19 protein-coding genes and 2 riboswitches are annotated in these 18,121 nt (G+C 37.5%); of the genes, 14 read left to right on the forward strand and 5 right to left on the reverse strand.

Annotation, left to right across the window (positions count from 1 at the left end; all coding sequences use genetic code 11):
* Nucleotides 1–293: 293 nt before the first annotated feature.
* Nucleotides 294–551, reverse strand: a complete 258-nt coding sequence (locus tag DS031_RS16550; RefSeq protein WP_113807176.1) for a stage VI sporulation protein F — start codon at nt 549–551, stop codon at nt 294–296.
* A 189-nt stretch (nt 552–740) separates the two neighbouring features.
* Between DS031_RS16550 and DS031_RS23370 the strand changes: the two genes are divergently transcribed.
* The 8 genes from DS031_RS23370 (at nt 741) to DS031_RS16585 (ending at nt 7,326) form a co-directional block, all read left to right on the forward strand.
* Nucleotides 741–923, forward strand: coding sequence for a hypothetical protein (locus tag DS031_RS23370; RefSeq protein ID WP_142675788.1), 183 nt, complete (start codon nt 741–743; stop codon nt 921–923).
* Nucleotides 924–951: 28 nt separating this feature from the next.
* Complete coding sequence (locus DS031_RS16555) at nt 952–1,671, forward strand: IS607 family transposase (protein WP_220182095.1); 720 nt, start codon at nt 952–954, stop codon at nt 1,669–1,671.
* Nucleotides 1,625–2,221 (forward strand): magnesium transporter CorA family protein, encoded by a 597-nt coding sequence (locus tag DS031_RS16560; RefSeq protein ID WP_113807177.1) that lies wholly within the window; start codon nt 1,625–1,627, stop codon nt 2,219–2,221. The genes DS031_RS16555 and DS031_RS16560 overlap by 47 nt, the downstream gene beginning before the upstream one ends.
* Nucleotides 2,222–2,242: 21 nt before the next feature.
* The gene (locus DS031_RS16565; RefSeq protein WP_113807178.1) at nt 2,243–3,166 is read left to right on the forward strand and encodes an IS200/IS605 family accessory protein TnpB-related protein; all 924 of its coding nucleotides are present in this window, start codon (nt 2,243–2,245) and stop codon (nt 3,164–3,166) included.
* Nucleotides 3,167–3,883: 717 nt separating this feature from the next.
* Nucleotides 3,884–4,534 (forward strand): 2OG-Fe(II) oxygenase, encoded by a 651-nt coding sequence (locus tag DS031_RS16570; protein WP_113807231.1) that lies wholly within the window; start codon nt 3,884–3,886, stop codon nt 4,532–4,534.
* A 345-nt stretch (nt 4,535–4,879) separates the two neighbouring features.
* Nucleotides 4,880–5,152, forward strand: coding sequence for a stage V sporulation protein S (locus DS031_RS16575; RefSeq protein WP_113807179.1), 273 nt, complete (start codon nt 4,880–4,882; stop codon nt 5,150–5,152).
* 214 nt (nt 5,153–5,366) lie between these two features.
* On the forward strand, nt 5,367–6,242 hold the full coding sequence (locus tag DS031_RS16580) for a polysaccharide deacetylase family protein (RefSeq protein ID WP_113807180.1): 876 nt from the start codon (nt 5,367–5,369) through the stop codon (nt 6,240–6,242).
* A 193-nt stretch (nt 6,243–6,435) separates the two neighbouring features.
* Entirely contained in the window at nt 6,436–7,326 is an 891-nt protein-coding gene (locus DS031_RS16585) for a fumarylacetoacetate hydrolase family protein (RefSeq protein WP_113807181.1), read from the forward strand.
* A 98-nt stretch (nt 7,327–7,424) separates the two neighbouring features.
* On the opposite strand, the gene DS031_RS16590 is transcribed toward DS031_RS16585, so the two are convergent.
* The gene (locus tag DS031_RS16590) at nt 7,425–7,670 is read right to left on the reverse strand and encodes a Rossmann-fold NAD(P)-binding domain-containing protein (RefSeq protein WP_142675789.1); all 246 of its coding nucleotides are present in this window, start codon (nt 7,668–7,670) and stop codon (nt 7,425–7,427) included.
* A gap of 69 nt (nt 7,671–7,739) precedes the next feature.
* Between DS031_RS16590 and DS031_RS16595 the strand changes: the two genes are divergently transcribed.
* Together DS031_RS16595 and DS031_RS16600 are read left to right on the forward strand one after the other, a co-directional pair.
* The gene (locus DS031_RS16595; RefSeq protein WP_113807183.1) at nt 7,740–8,444 is read left to right on the forward strand and encodes a helix-turn-helix domain-containing protein; all 705 of its coding nucleotides are present in this window, start codon (nt 7,740–7,742) and stop codon (nt 8,442–8,444) included.
* A gap of 164 nt (nt 8,445–8,608) precedes the next feature.
* The gene (locus DS031_RS16600; protein WP_113807184.1) at nt 8,609–9,514 is read left to right on the forward strand and encodes an EamA family transporter; all 906 of its coding nucleotides are present in this window, start codon (nt 8,609–8,611) and stop codon (nt 9,512–9,514) included.
* Nucleotides 9,515–9,643: 129 nt separating this feature from the next.
* Here DS031_RS16600 and DS031_RS16605 read toward each other — a convergent pair whose 3' ends face one another.
* Genes DS031_RS16605 through DS031_RS16615 form a run of 3 tightly spaced genes read right to left on the reverse strand, consistent with a single transcriptional unit; the run spans nt 9,644 to nt 12,532 of the window.
* A complete protein-coding gene (locus DS031_RS16605; RefSeq protein WP_113807185.1) occupies nt 9,644–11,038 on the reverse strand; it encodes an amidohydrolase in 1,395 nt (464 codons plus the stop codon).
* Between the two features lie 25 nt (nt 11,039–11,063).
* Nucleotides 11,064–11,801 (reverse strand): small-conductance mechanosensitive channel, encoded by a 738-nt coding sequence (locus DS031_RS16610; protein WP_113807186.1) that lies wholly within the window; start codon nt 11,799–11,801, stop codon nt 11,064–11,066.
* A gap of 23 nt (nt 11,802–11,824) precedes the next feature.
* Nucleotides 11,825–12,532 carry a DUF5058 family protein gene (locus DS031_RS16615; protein WP_245947485.1) on the reverse strand — a complete coding sequence of 236 codons (708 nt, stop codon included), beginning with the start codon at nt 12,530–12,532 and terminating at the stop codon, nt 11,825–11,827.
* A 260-nt stretch (nt 12,533–12,792) separates the two neighbouring features.
* On the opposite strand from DS031_RS16615, the gene DS031_RS16620 reads away from it, so the two are divergent.
* The 4 genes from DS031_RS16620 to glyA all read left to right on the forward strand — a co-directional run bounded on the left by DS031_RS16620 (nt 12,793) and on the right by glyA (nt 18,106).
* On the forward strand, nt 12,793–14,865 hold the full coding sequence (locus tag DS031_RS16620; protein WP_181833198.1) for a helix-turn-helix domain-containing protein: 2,073 nt from the start codon (nt 12,793–12,795) through the stop codon (nt 14,863–14,865).
* 95 nt (nt 14,866–14,960) lie between these two features.
* A riboswitch (glycine riboswitch) is annotated at nt 14,961–15,062 on the forward strand.
* Between the two features lie 171 nt (nt 15,063–15,233).
* On the forward strand, nt 15,234–15,539 hold the full coding sequence (locus DS031_RS16625; protein WP_113807188.1) for an iron-sulfur cluster biosynthesis family protein: 306 nt from the start codon (nt 15,234–15,236) through the stop codon (nt 15,537–15,539).
* Nucleotides 15,540–15,555: 16 nt separating this feature from the next.
* Nucleotides 15,556–16,422 (forward strand): formyltetrahydrofolate deformylase, encoded by an 867-nt coding sequence (gene purU / locus DS031_RS16630; protein ID WP_245947487.1) that lies wholly within the window; start codon nt 15,556–15,558, stop codon nt 16,420–16,422.
* Between the two features lie 98 nt (nt 16,423–16,520).
* Nucleotides 16,521–16,624: riboswitch (glycine riboswitch) on the forward strand.
* A gap of 231 nt (nt 16,625–16,855) precedes the next feature.
* Complete coding sequence (gene glyA / locus DS031_RS16635; protein WP_113807189.1) at nt 16,856–18,106, forward strand: serine hydroxymethyltransferase; 1,251 nt, start codon at nt 16,856–16,858, stop codon at nt 18,104–18,106.
* Nucleotides 18,107–18,121 lie beyond the last annotated feature (15 nt).

Raw genomic sequence — 18,121 nt, forward strand, 5'->3', positions numbered from 1 at the left:
TCCACATACCGCAAAGGCAAAATTTGAAAACTCGCTTGAATTGTTTGTTAATCCAATAATGAATGCAGTAAAGATAATTGACAAATTAAGCAGCAGAAGTATTTTTATTTTTCTTTCCACTCGTTATCACTCTCCTTATCTACTTATCATTTTACTAGATCACTGTCATCATATCTCGATGTTCGTTATATAACATGACAAGTTTTTTGAGGGATAAGGAAACGTTTAAGCGGATTTCTCGAATAGAATAAAGGTAAGACAGCTTCCTAATCAATATAGCTATTGTTAAGAGATTATTTTTTATTCATCATTTTTATCAATGAAGCAAAATCTGTCGGCATGTTATTCGTTAGAATTGCTTTGACAATTTGATCTTCTTTTTCTTTTGGTACTGGGCGATTCGCTAATTTTGAAACTTGTTTAATAACGCCTCGAACGGTTTGTTCATCTTTAAAGTTTGCATTTTTTAGGGAGTTTGCTAATTTAAGAACTTCCATCATTTTAACGCCTGTTTTCTTTTCGATCATACCAAAGAAGCTATTCCCGCTCATTTAATTTCCTCCTTTACTAGTAATGGATGATGAAGGAATTTTATTTGTTTCTTAAATAAGATGCTCTCCTCTAGAGAATAATTTAGTTTATCGTATTCATTATCATAACGATCTGTTTAGACTAGTATCTACAATTCTTAAATAAAGAGAGTGAAAGTAGGAGGAAAATACTTTGAAAAAAGAATATGATTGGATCGTCCCTTATTCTTTTACCGTTTGCCAACCTTTGCTGATGGAAAAGATATTTCAACCACTGTCCTGCTGTTTCTCACGTTAAAGAAGAATGATCCACTACAGCTGATGATAGAGTGTCCAGATAGTGCTGTTTTAGCTTTTTTTGTTTGGTTTATAGCAGGGTTGTTAACAGTTTAAATAAAATAGGTATAAATATACACATAGATTGACAAATGGTAATCATTTCTATATAGTAAAAACATGGAAAATAAATTATACAGTTTATCAGAAGCGGCTAAAATTTTTAGGAGTAAACCCAAGAACGTTACAACGTTGGGATAAAGCAGGGAAAATTGAAGTTGTTCGTACGCCAACGGATAGAAGAAGATTTCCAGAGTCAGAAATAAAACGTCTATTAGGAGAAGAGATAAAATCTCTCAACATATTAGGGCGTCATCTCGTGATTTATGCGAGGGTTTCTTCTCACGAACAAAAGAAAAAAGGAGATTTAGACAGGAAAATTGAAGCCATTAAACAAAAGTTAGATTTGCGAATCTATGACAATATCGAAATTATTTCTGATGTAGGTTCAGGATTAAATGACAAACGAAAAGGGTTGTCAACGATCATGGAAAAAGCAAAAAATAAAACCATCACAGATGTTGCGATCCGTTATAAAGATCGATTAACATGCTTTGGTTTTCATTATTTAAAAACTTTTTTTGAAAGCCATGGTGTGAAACTCATGATTGTGGATGACAAATCAAAAGAGTCCTCCATTCAAGAAGAATTAGTAGAAGACTTACTTTCTGTGGTGACTAGTTTTTCTGGAAGATTATACGGAACAAAAAGTGGCAAAAATAAAGTTCTACAAGAAAAAGTGAAAGGGGCATTGGACGATGTTGCAAACCTATCAGACGAAGTTAAAGGACCTGCAGCTCACTAAAAGCCAATCAGCCTATGAGTATCTAAATGCCTTTGGAGAACAATTTGGTGTGTTCGAACGCAAACTATTTGTTCTCCTTTACATCCATCATTCCCCTCCAAACACTGTCAAAACATCTTTTACAAAACAATACGGCCTTACCTCTCGTCAATACAATGCATTAAAGTTCCAGCTGGATGGAAAAGTAAAAAGCGTGATTGAAGCTAGGAATTTTCAAATTGAACAGCTGAAAGGAAAAATCAAAGAAATTGAATCGATGATTAAAAGGAAGGAAAAACAAAAAGAAACGGTTTTCAAAAAACTTCAATCCATTTCTCCTTGTCATGACTCCTTCAAAGAGATCGTGAAAAAGTACCGAAACATCAAATTTTTCTTACAGCAGAAAAAACGAAAATTACGCAATGTGACTCAAAAACTTGAAAGATTACTTGTTTACAAAAAGGAAAAGAGAATTCCCATTTGTTTTGGTTCAAAAGCACTCTTTTATAAACAATTTCACTTAGAAGAAAACCATCTGAAAAACCATGCTGAATGGAAAAAGCAGTGGTAACAAGTACGCAGCTCTCAATTTATGGCTTTAGGTTCAAAAGATGAAACATTCGGCAACCAGACAGCTGCTTATGATTTAGAGAACAACTTACGGCTCCGTATCGCCCATTCGTTTGAAGACATATTTGGAAAGTACCTCGCATTTCCGAATGTGGTCTTCCCCTACGGTCAAGCTCATTTAGATCAAGCTAAAGTCGTGTACAAAGGATTCACAAAAAGCGGAAAAGAAAAGCGTTATTTTCGTGCCATTACCTATCGATTTATAAAAAAAGAAGAGCACTGGTATGTCTACGCAACCGTAGAGATAGATATTCCAGAAGTGACTACAACGAATCTAAATGGATCTATTGGCATTGACTTTAATGCAGGTTTTCTATCTATTTGCGAAATTGATAGGTTCGGAAATCCATTAAAAGAGTGGACAATTAAAGTACCTATGTACGATAGAAAGTCTGAACAAGTGAAAGTATCTTTAGGAGATGCCATTAAAGACATTGTAGAGTACGCCCAAAAAGTCGGGAAACCGACTGTATTTGAAGCCTTAGATTTCACAAAAAAGAAACAACAACTTGGTGAAGTATCAAGAAAATATGCGCGTATGTTGTCTGGTTTTGGTTATTCAAACTTTAAAGAGATGTTACAGTCAAAATCTAAACGAGAAGGTGTCCAAACTGTTCCAGTGAACCCTGCTTTCACATCTCAAATTGGTCATATGAAGTTTATGGGGCGATACGGACTAAGTTCTCATGGTTCGGCTGCTTGTATGATCGCAAGAAAAGGTTCTAAATTTCGTTGGGAAAAGCCAAATTATACGACCGTATTAGGGTTGCCAAAAACCTTTGATAAAGAAAAACCGAATAAGAGCAATTGGTTTAGTTTATCGCCATATACGAAAAACAAGTTTTATTTCAATGATAAAATTGAACTTTTAAAAGCAGACTGCTAATCACGATGTACCAATGAAAATAACGGTTAGCGTTTTCTAGTTGGAGCCACGCTTCCTCTGCGCCTGTAAGGATGTATGGGACCACGTACTTCAACAGTTTCTTAGAAAAACGCAGCACATTGAAGCGGGCGCTAACAGCCCTCACCGAGCAAACATGTCCCATGTTTATCCTGTTCGTCCTATTTATTTTCCAATAAGTAGAGATTAATTTGTGATGGAATGCGATGAAATCTTGTAAAGTCGAAAGACTGAACTTGTATGGATGGTTCCGTTCGGTTGATTAGAGTGTGACTCTCTAACGCTATTCATCAGGAACATTGTTCGCCTGGTGTCCAAGTATATCTTCATACTTGAGGAACATGCTTGAACATAGATTGTCTATGTTTGTATATGTTTTTAGGAACGGTAAATTTAGATGAACAGAAATAAGAAAATTGTATTCTAATAAGCTTCTATTAGTCTAAAATTTTTTGCGAAAAATAAAATAGTAGAAATTCCATAATGCTGGGTGTAAAATTAAAAAAATGCCTTCAGCAAGACTATTAAACATGGACATTATTTTTGTAATAAAGGGGATGAAAAACCTTCATATAAGAGGGCTGTTGTAATTGTTATTCTCGATGTGAACCAGTAAAACCTAATGAATGGCTAATTCTATCAAAAACAATCTAAGTATTCATAAAAATTAAATAATTAAGAGGTTGATGAAAGTTGAAAATGGATGCTAAACAATTAACGGTTAAAGAACAAACGATTTTTAATCACATTGGCAATAAAATCAAAACGGAAGATCGAGAAATTAAAATCATTGCTAGATTAGAGGAACCTCTAGTCGTTATTTTGGGAAATGTTTTAAGCGATGAAGAATGTGATGAGTTAATTAGGTTGTCCAAAGATAGAATGAATCGTTCAAAAATTGGCAATACGCGTGAAGTTGATGAACTGAGAACAAGCAGCAGCACGTTTCTTCAAGAAGGTGAAAGTGACATTGTGACGAGAGTTGAAAAAAGAGTCTCTCAAATTATGAATATCCCTTATGAACATGGTGAAGGTCTACAAATTCTTAATTATCAAATTGGGCAGGAGTATAAAGCTCACTTTGACTTTTTTAAAGCGAATAGTCCATCAGCAAGCAATCCTAGAATTAGCACACTAGTCATGTACTTGAATGATGTCGAGGAGGGGGGAGAAACGTATTTTCCGAAACTGAATTTTTCAGTTTCTCCACAAAAAGGTATGGCGGTGTATTTCGAATATTTTTATGATAATCAAAATCTAAACGATTTAACTCTGCATGGCGGAGCACCCGTGATCATTGGCGATAAGTGGGCAGCAACGCAGTGGATGAGAAGAAAAAGAGTGAACTAAATAAGAAGTGAAAATCCAGTCTCTGCTTAAAAATAAGTGAGACTGGATTTTTTAGTGTAACAATAAACTGCACGCTTTTTCATTAGAAAATGGTATACGATACGATGACATATAAAATCGCCATATGGTCATTACTAATTTGAAGATATCTGGTTCATTGACAAGTGAACGGCACCTATTAATTTATTATAAAAGGAATTATGGAGTCAGTTATCGAAAGGTATAACTTACGACCAATATTTTACTAGTTCTGTTTGATTTGAATGAGAATAGTATTAAAGATACGTTAGTTACATTTTTTGCAGTGATCATATCAAGCGATTCAATAACAGGAGGAAAAATTATATGGATAATGTATTAAAAGTATCATCAAAATCAAATCCGAATTCAGTTGCAGGTGCCATTGCAGGAGCATTAAGAGAAAGAGGCAATACGGAAATTCAAGCGATTGGAGCTGGTGCCTTAAACCAAGCGATTAAAGCGATTGCAATTGCAAGAGGGTTTGTAGCTCCTGGTGGTGTTGATCTAGTTTTTGTTCCTGCATTTACAGATATTTTAATCGATAATGAAAATAGAACAGCCATTAAATTATTAGTAGGTCCTAGAAAAAAACGATGAATTTATGTTAATGAGATCAATAAAAGAATGATTTGAAAAACAGTCCCGCTAATTTATTATTCGAACGGCAACATTAATGAAATAGCTGACTATACACAAGATTTTATTCATAAATTGTGTATAGTCGGTTTTTGTTTGAATTGGGATAAAGAAAATATTGAATCTACGTGACATAGAGTACGATTTATATAAAATTCAAAGGGGAATGAATGTATTGAGAAAAAATAGAATGATTTGTGCAGTACTCCTGTCTCTAGGGCTTTTACTTACAGCTTGCGGTCAAACAGAAGAGACAAAAAACGATCAATCGCCGAACGTGGAGGAAGAAGTGGTATCTAAAAATGTTGAGAATGATGCAGCAGAAGATGAAGGGAAGGAAGCTCCTGAAGAAACTCCAAAAGAGAAGACTTCCAGTAGTGAACATGAAAACAGTGAGCCCGATATGGAATATGAACTAACAAAAAAAATATACAAAGAAAACAATATTACCATCTCCTATCCTCAAATTAGCAATCTAGCAGATGAAGCAAAACAAACCGAAATTAATGATTTATTATTTATTGAAGCATACAAAGTGATGAACTTTTATCCAGAAACAGAGGGCTTAGAACTTGAGATTGACTATACGATCTCGTTTCAAAATCCGTATTTCTTAAGTGCACAGTATTCAGGCATGGGTTTTGTTGAAGGAACTGCTCATCCAAGTCACATGTTCTATACAACGAACATTGATGTAACTAACGCAAAGAGAATCAAGCTGATAGATGTGGTCATTCCTAGTGAAGCATTCGTTGAGCTGTTCAAGTCAGATGCTTTTCGTGCTGTAAATCCAGATCATGAAGGAATGGCAAAAGAGTTGAAAGAATATGTGACAGCAAGTGATTTTGAGAATGCTGATTCACTCGATGACATTGGTACTGAAAAGCATTCAGAAGCATTTTCTTATTTCACTGAGAATGCTTTAGGGATCAGTATCGGTGTAAGTCATGCTGCGGGCGGATATGCGGCGTTTGAAATTAACTATAATGATCTTCCTTCTGATCTTGTAGTTGAAAAGGATATTTTGGAACTGCTGAAAATTGTAGAATAACTTTTAAAATAGACTCTGCCCATTAGCGGGAGGGTCTTTTCTAATTTATGATAAGAAAGTCGAAATGTCCGAAATAATTTTATTTTCAAAAAAAATAAGTGTCATTAATAAAGTTAACTGGCTAATTATGCTAAAATAGAGATGAAATAAATAGTATAAGAGAATGTACATATATAAGGGAGGAAGTACGTCTATGAAACTACTAACTTTAATCAAAGACGGCAAGCAATCATTAGGGGTTAAAATTGAAAGCGGTATTATTGATCTTGAAGCAGCATTAAAGGAAGTACCGGATGATAAAATAGCAACATCGATTATGGGCGTTATTGCAGCGGGAAGGGAAGCGGCTGCTGAAATTGAGGCGTATATCAATGAACTGCCGTCAAAAGAAGCGTTTCTTAGAGATGAAGATGAAATCCAATGGGGACCTTGTGTCACACATCCGAACAAAATTCTGTGTGTTGGCTTAAATTACCGCAAACATGCTGATGAAACGAAAGCGCCGTATCCGGAAGTGCCGATTATTTTTAATAAATTTAATAATGCGCTTACAGGTCATAACTGCGAGGTTGCGGTACCAAACGTAACAGAACGGTTAGATTACGAAGTCGAATTAGGCGTTGTCATCGGAAAAGAAGCGAAAAATGTAAGCAAGGAAGAAGCACTCGATTATGTGTTTGGCTACTGCACAGCAAATGATTTTTCTGCACGCGATCTTCAGAAGCGTACGCCGCAGTGGTTAATCGGAAAAACATGTGATGGCTTTGGTCCAATCGGTCCTTATCTCGTGACCGCTGATGAAGTGGGCGATCCGAACAACCTTCAGTTAAAAACAACAGTCAACGGGGAAGAACGTCAAAACTCAAATACGTCTGATATGATTTTTTACGTGGACGAGCTTGTCAGCTATCTTTCCCAGCACATGACGTTAACACCGGGGGATATTATTTTAACCGGCACTCCAGAAGGCGTTATTTTAGGCTATCCAATCGAAGAGCGCGTCTACTTAAAGCCGGGGGATGAAGTAACTGTTGAAGTTGAAAAATTAGGAGCATTAACGAATAAATTGGTAGAAGAGAAGTAAGCGTTAAAGAATCCAGCATTGATAACAATGTTTGACAAAGGAGAAAGGGGTTGTCTCAATAGGATCTGACTCTATGTTTTTGAGACATCCCTTTTTTCTTATGCCATTTTCTTTATAATCATCTTTTCAATAAAAGACCAAGGCAATAGCTTCTTCAAAAACAAAATCGCTTTGATCCCTTTTCCAATCGGGTGATAAAAAGCAGGTTTTTTATCAAATACGATCTTTTTAATTAATCTCGCAACTTCAATCGGATCTTCGGTGTTATCTTTTGCAAAAGTAGAGCCTTCGTATGCCATCTCCATCATTTTTTTGTAATCATTATGTACTTGTAAATTCTCCATAATATTGGATGCTTTTTTTATTAAACCGCGATATAATATTTTTTCAAGAAGAGTGAAGGAGGAGAGACCATGAAAAGTGGCAAGAAAGTAGTTTGTGAGAAACGAACGTATTCAAGGGAGTTTGATTCTCATCATCACGATTTTGGACAGTTTCTCTTTCCGCTGCACGGTTCTTTAGATTTGCAGACAACACACCAAAACATCGATCTTAAACCAGACTACTGCTTGTATCTTCCTCCTGAGTGCAATCATGTGTACCGCTCGATGGATCGAAATGAATTTTTAATTTTAGATATTCCGAGTTACTATTTACCGGGCGAAACGGAAAGTATGTATATGAAGCTTGACCAACAGTGGGCTTCGATTCGCTTTTTATTATTAGAAGAAGCTCAACATCAAGAAAATTCATCTCCTGCATTGCAAGATCTAACAAGGTACGTAGCACACAAATTAAAAACGCCCGAATCGCCTTCGCTGGATTATATTCATAACCATTATAAGGAAGCAATTAAAGTGGAAGAGTTAGCGGCACTGGAGCATTATCATCCTGTTTACTATACATCATGGTTTAAGCAGAAAACGGGAAAAAGTCCGAAAGAATATATGTTAGAACTGCGTTTTAATGAGGCGAAGCGATTGTTAACAGAAACAACATGGCCGATCACATCGATTAGTGAAGAATTAGGTTTTGAAAATTCCTCTTCGTTTACGAGGTGGTTTGTAAAATGCGCGGGAATGCCGCCGCAAAAATATCGAAATCTTTATTTTAGATAAAAAGAACCTTAAAATCTGTAAAGAAGAATTTTTTGTATTCTTCTATAATGGGTTTAAGGTTTTTTATCTTTTAAAAAAGAACAAATTTTAATGTCTAGCTTCAGCGTCTACTCTCGCTAATAGGGGAGCAAGGCGCTTATGCTTTTGTAAATGGAGTGGATAATATGAAAGGTAAGTTTTCAGCATTTTTCGTTTTATTTGCCGCAATGCTTTGGGGAACAACGGGGACAGCGCAGATCTTTGCTCCTGAGGCGGCCCATCCAATTGCGATTGGGGCGGCGCGCTTAGCAGTAGGGGGGCTTTCGTTATTAATTGTAGTGCTTATCCTAGGGCAGTTAAACTTAAAAAATTGGCCGATGAAAGCAACGGTATTAGCGGCGTTAAGTATGGCTTTTTATCAGCCGTTATTTTTCTCAGCCGTTACAATGACAGGAGTGGCGGTTGGAACGGTGATTGCGATTGGCAGTGCGCCGATTTTATCAGGGGTATTAGAATGGCTTTTCTTAAAAAAACGTCCGACGAATGTATGGTGGGTTTCGACGGGTTTATCAATACTTGGCTGTTTGATGCTTTTTAGTAATAAACAATCAGTCAATATAGAGCCAGCGGGTATTTTAATGGCGCTTGGGGCTGGGTTATCATTTGCGAGCTATACGTTAGTAAGTGAAAAGCTCGTAAGAAACTATTCTTCATTATCGGTTGTTGCAGTCGTGTTTACATTAAGCGCCCTGTTTTTATCGCCGTTTTTATTCCTATATGAGATGTCGTGGATGATGAGCTTTCAAGGAATCGCCGTCAGTCTTCATCTTGGCATTGTCACAACAGGAATTTCTTATTTTCTGTTTGCGAAAGGGTTGAGAAATGTTCCGTCATCAACAGCGGTCACATTGTCTTTAGCCGAACCGTTAACAGCGGCCTTATTAGGTGTATTTTTAGTAGGAGAGAAGTTAAGTTTTATTTCCTGGTTTGGGATTTCGCTTCTGATCATTGGAATCGGCTTACTAGTTTTCTCCTCGTCAAAACCAAAAAAGCAGCGTCACCCTCAATTGGCGGTTGAGAAAGAGTTTTAAATAAAAAGTAGGGGCTGTCTCAAAAGCATAGATTCAGACCCTAATGAGACACCCCTTTTAGTTAGCACAAAAAAGACCCCATTACAAAGAACTTGTACTAAGGTCTTATGTACTAACAAATTGTTTAATTTAACGAAATTCAGCCGCTTGTTTAAATTTTGCTGGAATCCCCGCAGTATACGGCTTTCCTTCTGTACGTATTTTAAATTCCTCTTTTGCTTTATTTAAAACATCGTCTTTATTGATTAACAAGTCATACGCGGAAAGTGCCATCGTTTGAGCTGCTAGATGCATCCCTTTAAAGCCGATTGATGAACCAAATGACGCTGTGGCCTGCCATGTATGGAGCTGAACGCCAGTAGGGGCGCATGTTGTCATAACAGTTGCAGTTGGTGTAATCCAGCTTACATCGCCAACGTCAGTCGAGCCGCTCATTGATTTTCCTTTCGTGCTTGTATCGTTTTGGTAAGAGGAAGAAAGAAGCTCCTTTTCAGTTTCATTTGCTGCTTTTACAATCGCAGGATCGATCGTTTTCACTAACGCTTCAGCCCATTTTTTTTCTTCATTCGTAAAATGTAAGGAGTTTGCACATTTCATATTATCAAACATTATTTCATTTAAAGGATCATTTGGCAGGGTGTTATAAGGAAATGCCTCAATTTCCGAGCGTACTTCTGTTTCAGTCATAAGTGCCGCACCTTGGGCAATTTTTTCGACTCTTCTAAGCATATCATCAACTTGTTCTTTCGTCGCAGCCCGTAAATAGTACCACACACTAGCATGCTCAGGGACAATATTTGGAGAAAGGCCGCCATTTGTAGTTACATAATGAATGCGTGCGCCATCGACAATATGTTCACGTAAATAATTTGAGCCAACATTCATAAGCTCAACAGCATCAAGCGCACTTCTTCCGGCATGAGGCGAGGCCGCCGCATGTGTCGGTGTTCCTTTAAAATGATATTTAATTGATACGGCAGACTGCATGCTCTTATGTAAAACGAAATTTGATGTCCATGGATGCCACGTTAACGCACAGTCTAAATCATCAAAAACGCCTTCTTTAGCCATATACGTTTTTCCTGACAGCACTTCCTCAGCCGGACAGCCGTAATAACGAATCGTTCCGTTTAAGTGATGGTCATTCATCACTTTTTTTAAAGCGATCACAGCTTCAACACCGGCGGTTCCTAATAAGTTGTGTCCACATCCATGTCCGGGACCATTTGATACAGCTTGTTCCTGCACTATATTCACTGTTTGGGAAAGTCCGGGTAATGCATCAAATTCTCCTAATATTCCGATGATCGGTTTTCCAGAGCCGTATTCAGCAACAAATGCAGTAGGTATGCTTCCAATCGAGGACTGAATGCTAAAGCCTTCTTCTTTTAATTTTACTTTCTGTAATTTACTTGCATAGTTTTCTTCATAAGCCACTTCAGGGTGTTCCCAAATTTTTTGAGCCATTGCAGTAAATTTAGTTTCATTTGCAGTCATCCACTGCAGCAGTGTTTCTTTACTCATGTTATTCCTCCATTAATAATAAAAATTAGGCATGTTCTTTCTGTTTTTTCATTTTTTCTAAAAGGATACAAACTACAACGGTGCCGAGGATACATAAAAAAGTTTGAAAGGCGCGGGGGACCGGACCGAGATTGACAAATAGTCCAAAAGCAATTCCAACTGCTCCGAATAAAGGTTTTTTAACAGCAAACTGTGCAATTACTCCTCCGAATATGGCAGGAAGAACGAAGCGGAAGTTTTCTAATACCGACTGTGGAAACAAGGAAATTAAGTAAGACCCGCTTAGTATAACAGCGATAAGAATAATAATATTCACAAGAGAAGCAGTAGCAATTGCTAGCGATGCTGTAATTTCACCTTTTTTCGTCCCAGGTTCTGCACCGACTACGCTTTGGGCAACAGAGGCGCACGGAAGACACATGTTTCCAATATTCCCAGTTAAAAAGGCAAGATATGTTCCGGAAACACCTAAAATCGGATAATAACTAATCGGTTCAAGAACCCAAACAAACATAACAATGGAAGCATAAGCAGTAAATCCGGAAATAATCGCTGACCAGCCAGGATGAAAACCAAGTCCAAACGACAGATAAAGAGGAACGAGTAACGTTAAAATAATAATCGTCCAAATCGTTAAGCGGCCCCAAAAATGAGATTTCAGGTGATAGGTCTCAAAATTAATTGCTTGAGCAGTGGATATTGGCGCTGTTTCGGTCAAGGGAGCACTGAACGTGAGATCTTTTTGTTCTTTATTTACTGACATTGCACTTCTCCTGCCTTTCTTCTTTAAGAAATAAAGTAGCCGACAACTAATCCGACAATAATAACGAGACCTAATGACCATTCTTTTAACCAAGTTACATTCAGCTTATTTGCAGCCATGATTATAAGCGGCATAACGAGAAATGAAACGATTAATACGATAAATTCACTTCTTCCTTTTACCATTTCGCTGCCTCCGAGATAACCGAAAGCCCCAACCATCGCCGCAATAGAAATTGTATTTAATAGGCTGACATTTTTACTGTTTGAAGCTGCTTTTTGCTGTAGTTTTCCGAGTGATTTTGTAAATAAGGCCGTAAATAACAGCCAGCCCATTCCCCCAAGGCACATTACCCAAACTGCAGCGGTAAAAGCTTGTACCGTATAATCAGCGGAACCTAAATCAGCGCCGGCAGCTTTTGAACCAATGCTTGCCCCGACCGTTTCAATTGCGGCAGAGCCGATAATCCCGATTCGCATTAACGTCACAGGATTGCCAACGAGTGCCATAAAGGAAATTGCAACCACAACAATTGCTAACGAAGGACCTAAAGAGCTAATCGCGCCGGCTCTTATTGCGGATTTCACTTCTCCTGCAGTCATGCCGACAGACGAACTTGCTTTTGAGGCTAGTCTCATAAAAATAATCGCTTGAAAAATAACGACTGCAGCGACAAGTGAAGCAAAAATCCAAAGTGGAAAGCTATTTGCCGTTTGCATTACTTTTTCCAAAATAAAATTCCCCCTTTTAAAATTTTCTATAAAAATTTTTGTTGATAGAGAACGTTGTAATCATTTCGTATTTTTAATTATCATCCCTTATAGAAAGAGCCTTCATTTTTTGCATCCTTATTTTGTTGATTTTTAAAAGACTTTATTTTCTGATTATTTATAATGTTAAGGCATTGTTAAAGGTAAAACAATGTAATATATTACATATATAGAGTATGAAAAATGGAATATCTTATATAGGAGAAGGGTGGAAGCTGGTAATGGAAGCAATAAAACCTGTTGTCGCTTTTTTAAATGATCTATGTAACGAGGTATCCTATGAAATATGGATGCAGGATCCAAACGATACATCTTACCGACTTATTTATGCAAAAGGAGAGATGGAAGAGGTAAATATAAATGTATTAACAAGTAATAAGGACGAGAAGTACGATATTTTTTATGAAGGGGATAATAGGTATATTTCCTTTCAATATTCATCCGGCTATTCTGTCCTGCTTCGCTCTAGGGACGCTTTTCCTTTAACTAAGCACGATTTAGATTATTTATTTATCGGGTTTGACCTTTTTTACACAAAAAACTTAATGCAAACAAAAGATGTTGAATTAAATACAGTCATTGACAGCATTCGATCTGTTTCTTCGTCACTTGTGGTGGATGAGTTATTAAAAAAAATAGTAAAAAACGCATTGTCAGTCATACCAACGGCAAATGCGGGGTTTCTTCAACTTTATGATGATGAAGAAGAGCGGTTAGTACCTAAAGCTGCGGTTGGATTTGGTCCTGAAATGGAGTTGTTTAAGATAAAACCAGGAGAATCTATTACGGGCATGGTTTATGAAGTTGGTGAGCCGCTTATCTATCATTCAAAGGATGAAATTTATAAAAGTGTGGAAGAAAACGAGATATCTAAAGAAAATCTAGTAATATTAAATGCTTCAATTAAAAATAAAAGTGTACATGCTCTTGTAAGTGTACCGGTATCGATTGGAACGAAGCGAATTGGTGTGATGACGATTCACCAATTTAATACAAACGGAAAATTTACGGAAGCGGATTTACGGCTACTGCAGGGATTTGCTTCTCAAGCTGCAGTAGCCATTCAAAACGCCCGTCTTTATACAGAGGTAAAAGAAAGATTGCAGGAGCTTTCAAATAGAAATGAAGTCCACGAAACACTTATTAAGCTTTCCTTGCAGAATAAGGGGATCCCACCGATTGTGAAAGAGATTAGCAGAATGATGAACAATAAAATTTCATTTTTTGATTATGTGGAAAATGAATGGTATCACAGCAAAGAAACTCAAAAGGCACCTTTTCATGCAGAAGAAATATTACAGATAGTGAAGAAGGAAAATGGCTTAACGACTATTGAGATGTGTCAAACAAATATTGAACATTATTACCTTTATCCGATTGTAAATGGTTCGGTTTTTCTCGGTTGTTTTGTATTTCATTCGATTCATGCTCTTTCTTTTATTAACAAAATGATTATCGAGCAGGGCGGGGCGATACTTGCTCTTGAGCTTGTCAAAAAACATACATTAGAAGAAATTTATTATAAGAAAACACATGAATTTTTTAATGAATTGATTGAAAGTAAAGAACCTCAGTTGTTAATAGCAAAGCGAAAAGAATTTAACCTTGATCCGGCTTCCTATTTTTTTGCCGGCGTTGTTGAGCTTGTGAATTATAAAGATTTTCATAAGCTTGAAGCGGACATTCACAGCATCATCTCTTTAATTAAAAAGAAAGTTTCAGCTGTAAACCTTATTTATGGTTTTCATAATAAAATCATTTTTCTCGGTTCATTAACAGCTCGTTCCGTATTAACAGGTATAATAAAGGAACTTAAAACCATTATTAATACGTGGACAAGCAGTCATGATGGTTTGTTATATGGAGGAATTGGTTCCAGTAAACAGGGAGCACATCATATTGCGAAAAGCTATTATGAAGCAAAAAAAGCAGCGGTGTATATGATTAATAAAAAAGAGACAGGTATCATTGCGTATGAAAGCATTGGTGTAAATCGCTTGTTTATTAATCAGGATACAAATGAAATACAAGAATTTCTAGAAGACTTCTTTAAGCCTTTACATACAACAAGAGCAAAGAAAAATCAGTTGGAATTAACTCTTTTAACGTATATTGAGTTAAATAAATCGGTTAATGAAACAGCAAATCATCTTCATATTCACATTAATACACTTTATCAGCGTTTGAAAAAAATTGAAGAATTACTGCAATTAAATTTAAACGATCCGAAAGACTCTCTGAAAATACAGCTGGCGTGCCATTTAAAAGAGACCTTTGTATTTCCTGGGCGGTAGAATTTTTCACTTTTTTGTTTGTAACCGCTTTAAAAAAACAATTGACTTTCATTTTTTTAGGTATTATTCTAAAAATAACAATTGTACATAAGCGAATGATCGTTGTGGGAGAGTGCATTGCAAACGCCACCGAAGGAGCAAGTTTCAAAAAAACCCTTGAAACAAATCTCTCAGGTAGATGGAACCACAACTGGACGCAACTCTGGAGAGCGCGTAAACGAGTACGCCACCAAAGGGGAAGACTCATATCATTTAAGAGTTAATCTCTCAGGTACAAGGACAGAGAAGGGAGCAGGAAACTGCTGCCCTTTTCTGTCCTTTTTTGCGTGCGAAAATAGAAAAATATACAGGTGGAAGGAGAAGAGGACATGGTCATTACATTAACAAATTCAGCATTGACTCAGTTGAAAGCAATGAATTTAAAAGAGGAACAATTTCCGCGCATTGATGCCGATTTAGCTGGAGGCTGCGGACTTAGTGTGAAATTCTCACTTGTTTTTACTGAAGCAAGACGCGGTGATACCATCATTGAACATGAGGGGATCCAAATTAGAATTGACCGTTTTACAAAGCGTTATTTAACAGAAGAAACAAACATTGATTATACGTCTGAACTCGGCTTTTTAGTTGGCGAAAGCTATGAATCTTCTGACTGTGCAATTGAAATTATTTAAAATGGGGGAAAAAACAATGTCACTGCGATCTGATAAAAACCGTGTAAGATTATTAATTACATGTCCTGAAAAACCTGGGATTATTTCAGCTGTTTCACATTTTTTATTAGAACATAAAGCAAATATCGTCCATTTTGATCAGCATACAACCGACCCTAGAGATGGAATGTTTTTTATGCGTATTGAATTTGAATTAGAAGATTTTGAGACTTCTTATCAAAAAATTGAAGACAATTTAGTAAATTTATCAGAGAAACACTCACTCGAATACCGTTTAAGCAATAGTAAACAACGAAAAAGAATGGCAATCTTTGTGTCGAAAACGAATCATTGTTTGACAGAACTTATTTGGCGCTGGAAATCAAAAGAAATCGATGTGGATATTGCGATGGTGATCAGCAATCATCCTGATTTAAGAAAAGAAGTTGAAGCGTATGGCATTCCGTATTATCATATTCCGTTAACACATGAGACGAAAGAAGAAGCAGAGCGAAAAACGCTTGAACTGCTTGATGGAAAAGTTGATTTCATTGTGCTTGCCCGTTATATGCAAATTTTGTCGCCAGAGTTTATTTCTAAATACCGCGAGCAAATCATCAACATCCATCATTCCTTTTTACCGGCCTTTGTTGGGGCAAATCCTTATGTACGCGCCTTTAACCGCGGCGTAAAATTAATTGGTGCGACTGCTCACTATGTAACGAATGATCTTGACGAAGGACCGATTATTGAGCAGGATGTGCAAAGAGTCAATCACCGCTATTCGGCAGAAGATTTAAAAATCGCAGGCCGGCATATTGAAAAAATGGTGCTCGCACAGGCAGTATCTTGGCATATTGAAGATAAAGTTCTTGTTTACGGCAATAAAACAATTGTTTTTTAATATTGAAATAACACCGGTTAAAGCGCTTACAAAAAACATCTTGACTTTCATATTTTCGTAGATTATTCTAAAACTAACAATAATTAAATAGTGAGCGGATGACGGTTGTGGGAGAGCGCGGAAGTAAGCCGCCGCCGAAGGAGCAAGTTCCAAAAAGACCCTTGGAACAAATCTCTCAGGTAGGAGGAACCATAACTGGACGCATCTCTGGAGAGCGCGTAAGCAGCAGGAATACATAGTTAACTACGCCACCAAAGGGGAAGACTTCATGGACGATCATGGAGTTAAACTCTCAGGTAAAAAGGACAGAGAAGGGGAGAAACGCTACCCTTCTCTGTCCTTTTTTGCGTGCAGAAAAGGGAAGCGGAATGGTGATAGGAATACACTATCGTGATTTTCAAGAGATGCTAAAAATGTTTAAGGAGGGCAAAACATGAGTTTGCAGCACAATGACTCAACAATTTTTGAAGCGATTCAACAGGAGGAGAAGCGTCAGCATGAAACGCTCGAACTAATTGCTTCAGAAAACTTTGTTAGTTCCGATGTATTAGAAGCGATGGGAAGCGTGATGACCAATAAGTATGCAGAAGGTTATCCCGGTAAACGTTACTACGGTGGATGTGAATTTGTAGATGTGGCCGAGAAAACAGCGATCGAACGCCTTACAAAGCTGTTTGATGCAAAATACGCTAATGTGCAGCCGCACTCAGGCGCACAGGCGAATATGGCTGTCTTTTACGCACTGCTTCAGCCTGGTGATAAAGTAATGGGCATGAATTTATCGCACGGCGGTCATTTAACACACGGAAGTCCGGTCAGCATTTCTGGAAAATGGTTTGATGTTGTGTCATACGGTGTACGAGAAGATAACCACTTAATCGATTATGAGGAAGTGGAAAAAACGGCCTTAAAGGAAAAGCCGAAACTTATTATTGCCGGTGCAAGCGCCTACCCGCGTGTGATTGACTTTAAGCGTTTTCGAGAAATCGCCGACAAAATTGGCGCACTGTTAATGGTTGATATGGCTCATATTGCAGGCCTTGTCGCTGCAGGACTTCATCCATCACCCGTACCGCACGCTCACGTTGTAACAAGTACAACGCATAAAACATTACGAGGACCGCGCGGCGGCATCGTCTTAACAAATGATGAAGACATCATTAAAAAAATTAATAAAGCTGTTTTTCCAGGTCTCCAAGGCGGTCCGTTAATGCACATTATTGCTGCAAAAGCTGTTTCATTTAAGGAAGCACTGCAGCCGAGCTTTACAGATTATGCACAGCAGGTGATCGAAAATGCGAAAACACTCGGTGATACGCTGTTAAAAGAAGGAGCAGCCCTTGTTTCCGGGGGCACGGATAATCATATTGTGCTGTTAGATGTTCGTCCGTGGAATCTTACCGGAAAAGAAGCCGAACACCTCCTCGAAAAAGCAGGCATTACGGTTAATAAAAATACGATTCCATATGATCCTGAAAGTCCGTTTGTTACAAGCGGAATTCGCATGGGAACAGCGGCACTGACAACACGCGGCATGAAGCAGGAAGATATGGTAAAAATCGGTGAAGTCATAGCATCTGTGCTTAAGAGCAATGAAGAGGAAAGCACACTTAGAAAGGCAAAAGAAATAACAAAAGCGATTTGTGAATCGTATCCATTATTTCAGCAAACTGCAGCTGTTTAAGAAAGGAGCATGATG

The organism is Bacillus taeanensis (genome assembly GCF_003318295.1).
GTDB classification, from domain to species: domain Bacteria; phylum Bacillota; class Bacilli; order Bacillales; family UBA6769; genus Maribacillus; species Maribacillus taeanensis.

Bases quoted from the DNA above. Each gene is read 5' to 3' on its own strand.
- DS031_RS16550 (WP_113807176.1), bottom strand. From the start codon at position 551: ATGAGCGGGAATAGCTTCTTTGGTATGATCGAAAAGAAAACAGGCGTT.
- DS031_RS16560 (WP_113807177.1), top strand. From the start codon at position 1,625: ATGTTGCAAACCTATCAGACGAAGTTAAAGGACCTGCAGCTCACTAAA.
- DS031_RS16565 (WP_113807178.1), top strand. From the start codon at position 2,243: ATGGCTTTAGGTTCAAAAGATGAAACATTCGGCAACCAGACAGCTGCT.
- DS031_RS16570 (WP_113807231.1), top strand. From the start codon at position 3,884: ATGGATGCTAAACAATTAACGGTTAAAGAACAAACGATTTTTAATCAC.
- DS031_RS16575 (WP_113807179.1), top strand. From the start codon at position 4,880: ATGGATAATGTATTAAAAGTATCATCAAAATCAAATCCGAATTCAGTT.
- DS031_RS16585 (WP_113807181.1), top strand. From the start codon at position 6,436: ATGAAACTACTAACTTTAATCAAAGACGGCAAGCAATCATTAGGGGTT.
- DS031_RS16590 (WP_142675789.1), bottom strand. From the start codon at position 7,670: ATGGAGAATTTACAAGTACATAATGATTACAAAAAAATGATGGAGATG.
- DS031_RS16595 (WP_113807183.1), top strand. From the start codon at position 7,740: ATGAAAAGTGGCAAGAAAGTAGTTTGTGAGAAACGAACGTATTCAAGG.
- DS031_RS16600 (WP_113807184.1), top strand. From the start codon at position 8,609: ATGAAAGGTAAGTTTTCAGCATTTTTCGTTTTATTTGCCGCAATGCTT.
- DS031_RS16605 (WP_113807185.1), bottom strand. From the start codon at position 11,038: ATGAGTAAAGAAACACTGCTGCAGTGGATGACTGCAAATGAAACTAAA.
- DS031_RS16610 (WP_113807186.1), bottom strand. From the start codon at position 11,801: ATGTCAGTAAATAAAGAACAAAAAGATCTCACGTTCAGTGCTCCCTTG.
- DS031_RS16620 (WP_181833198.1), top strand. From the start codon at position 12,793: ATGGAAGCAATAAAACCTGTTGTCGCTTTTTTAAATGATCTATGTAAC.
- DS031_RS16625 (WP_113807188.1), top strand. From the start codon at position 15,234: ATGGTCATTACATTAACAAATTCAGCATTGACTCAGTTGAAAGCAATG.
- purU (WP_245947487.1), top strand. From the start codon at position 15,556: ATGTCACTGCGATCTGATAAAAACCGTGTAAGATTATTAATTACATGT.
- glyA (WP_113807189.1), top strand. From the start codon at position 16,856: ATGAGTTTGCAGCACAATGACTCAACAATTTTTGAAGCGATTCAACAG.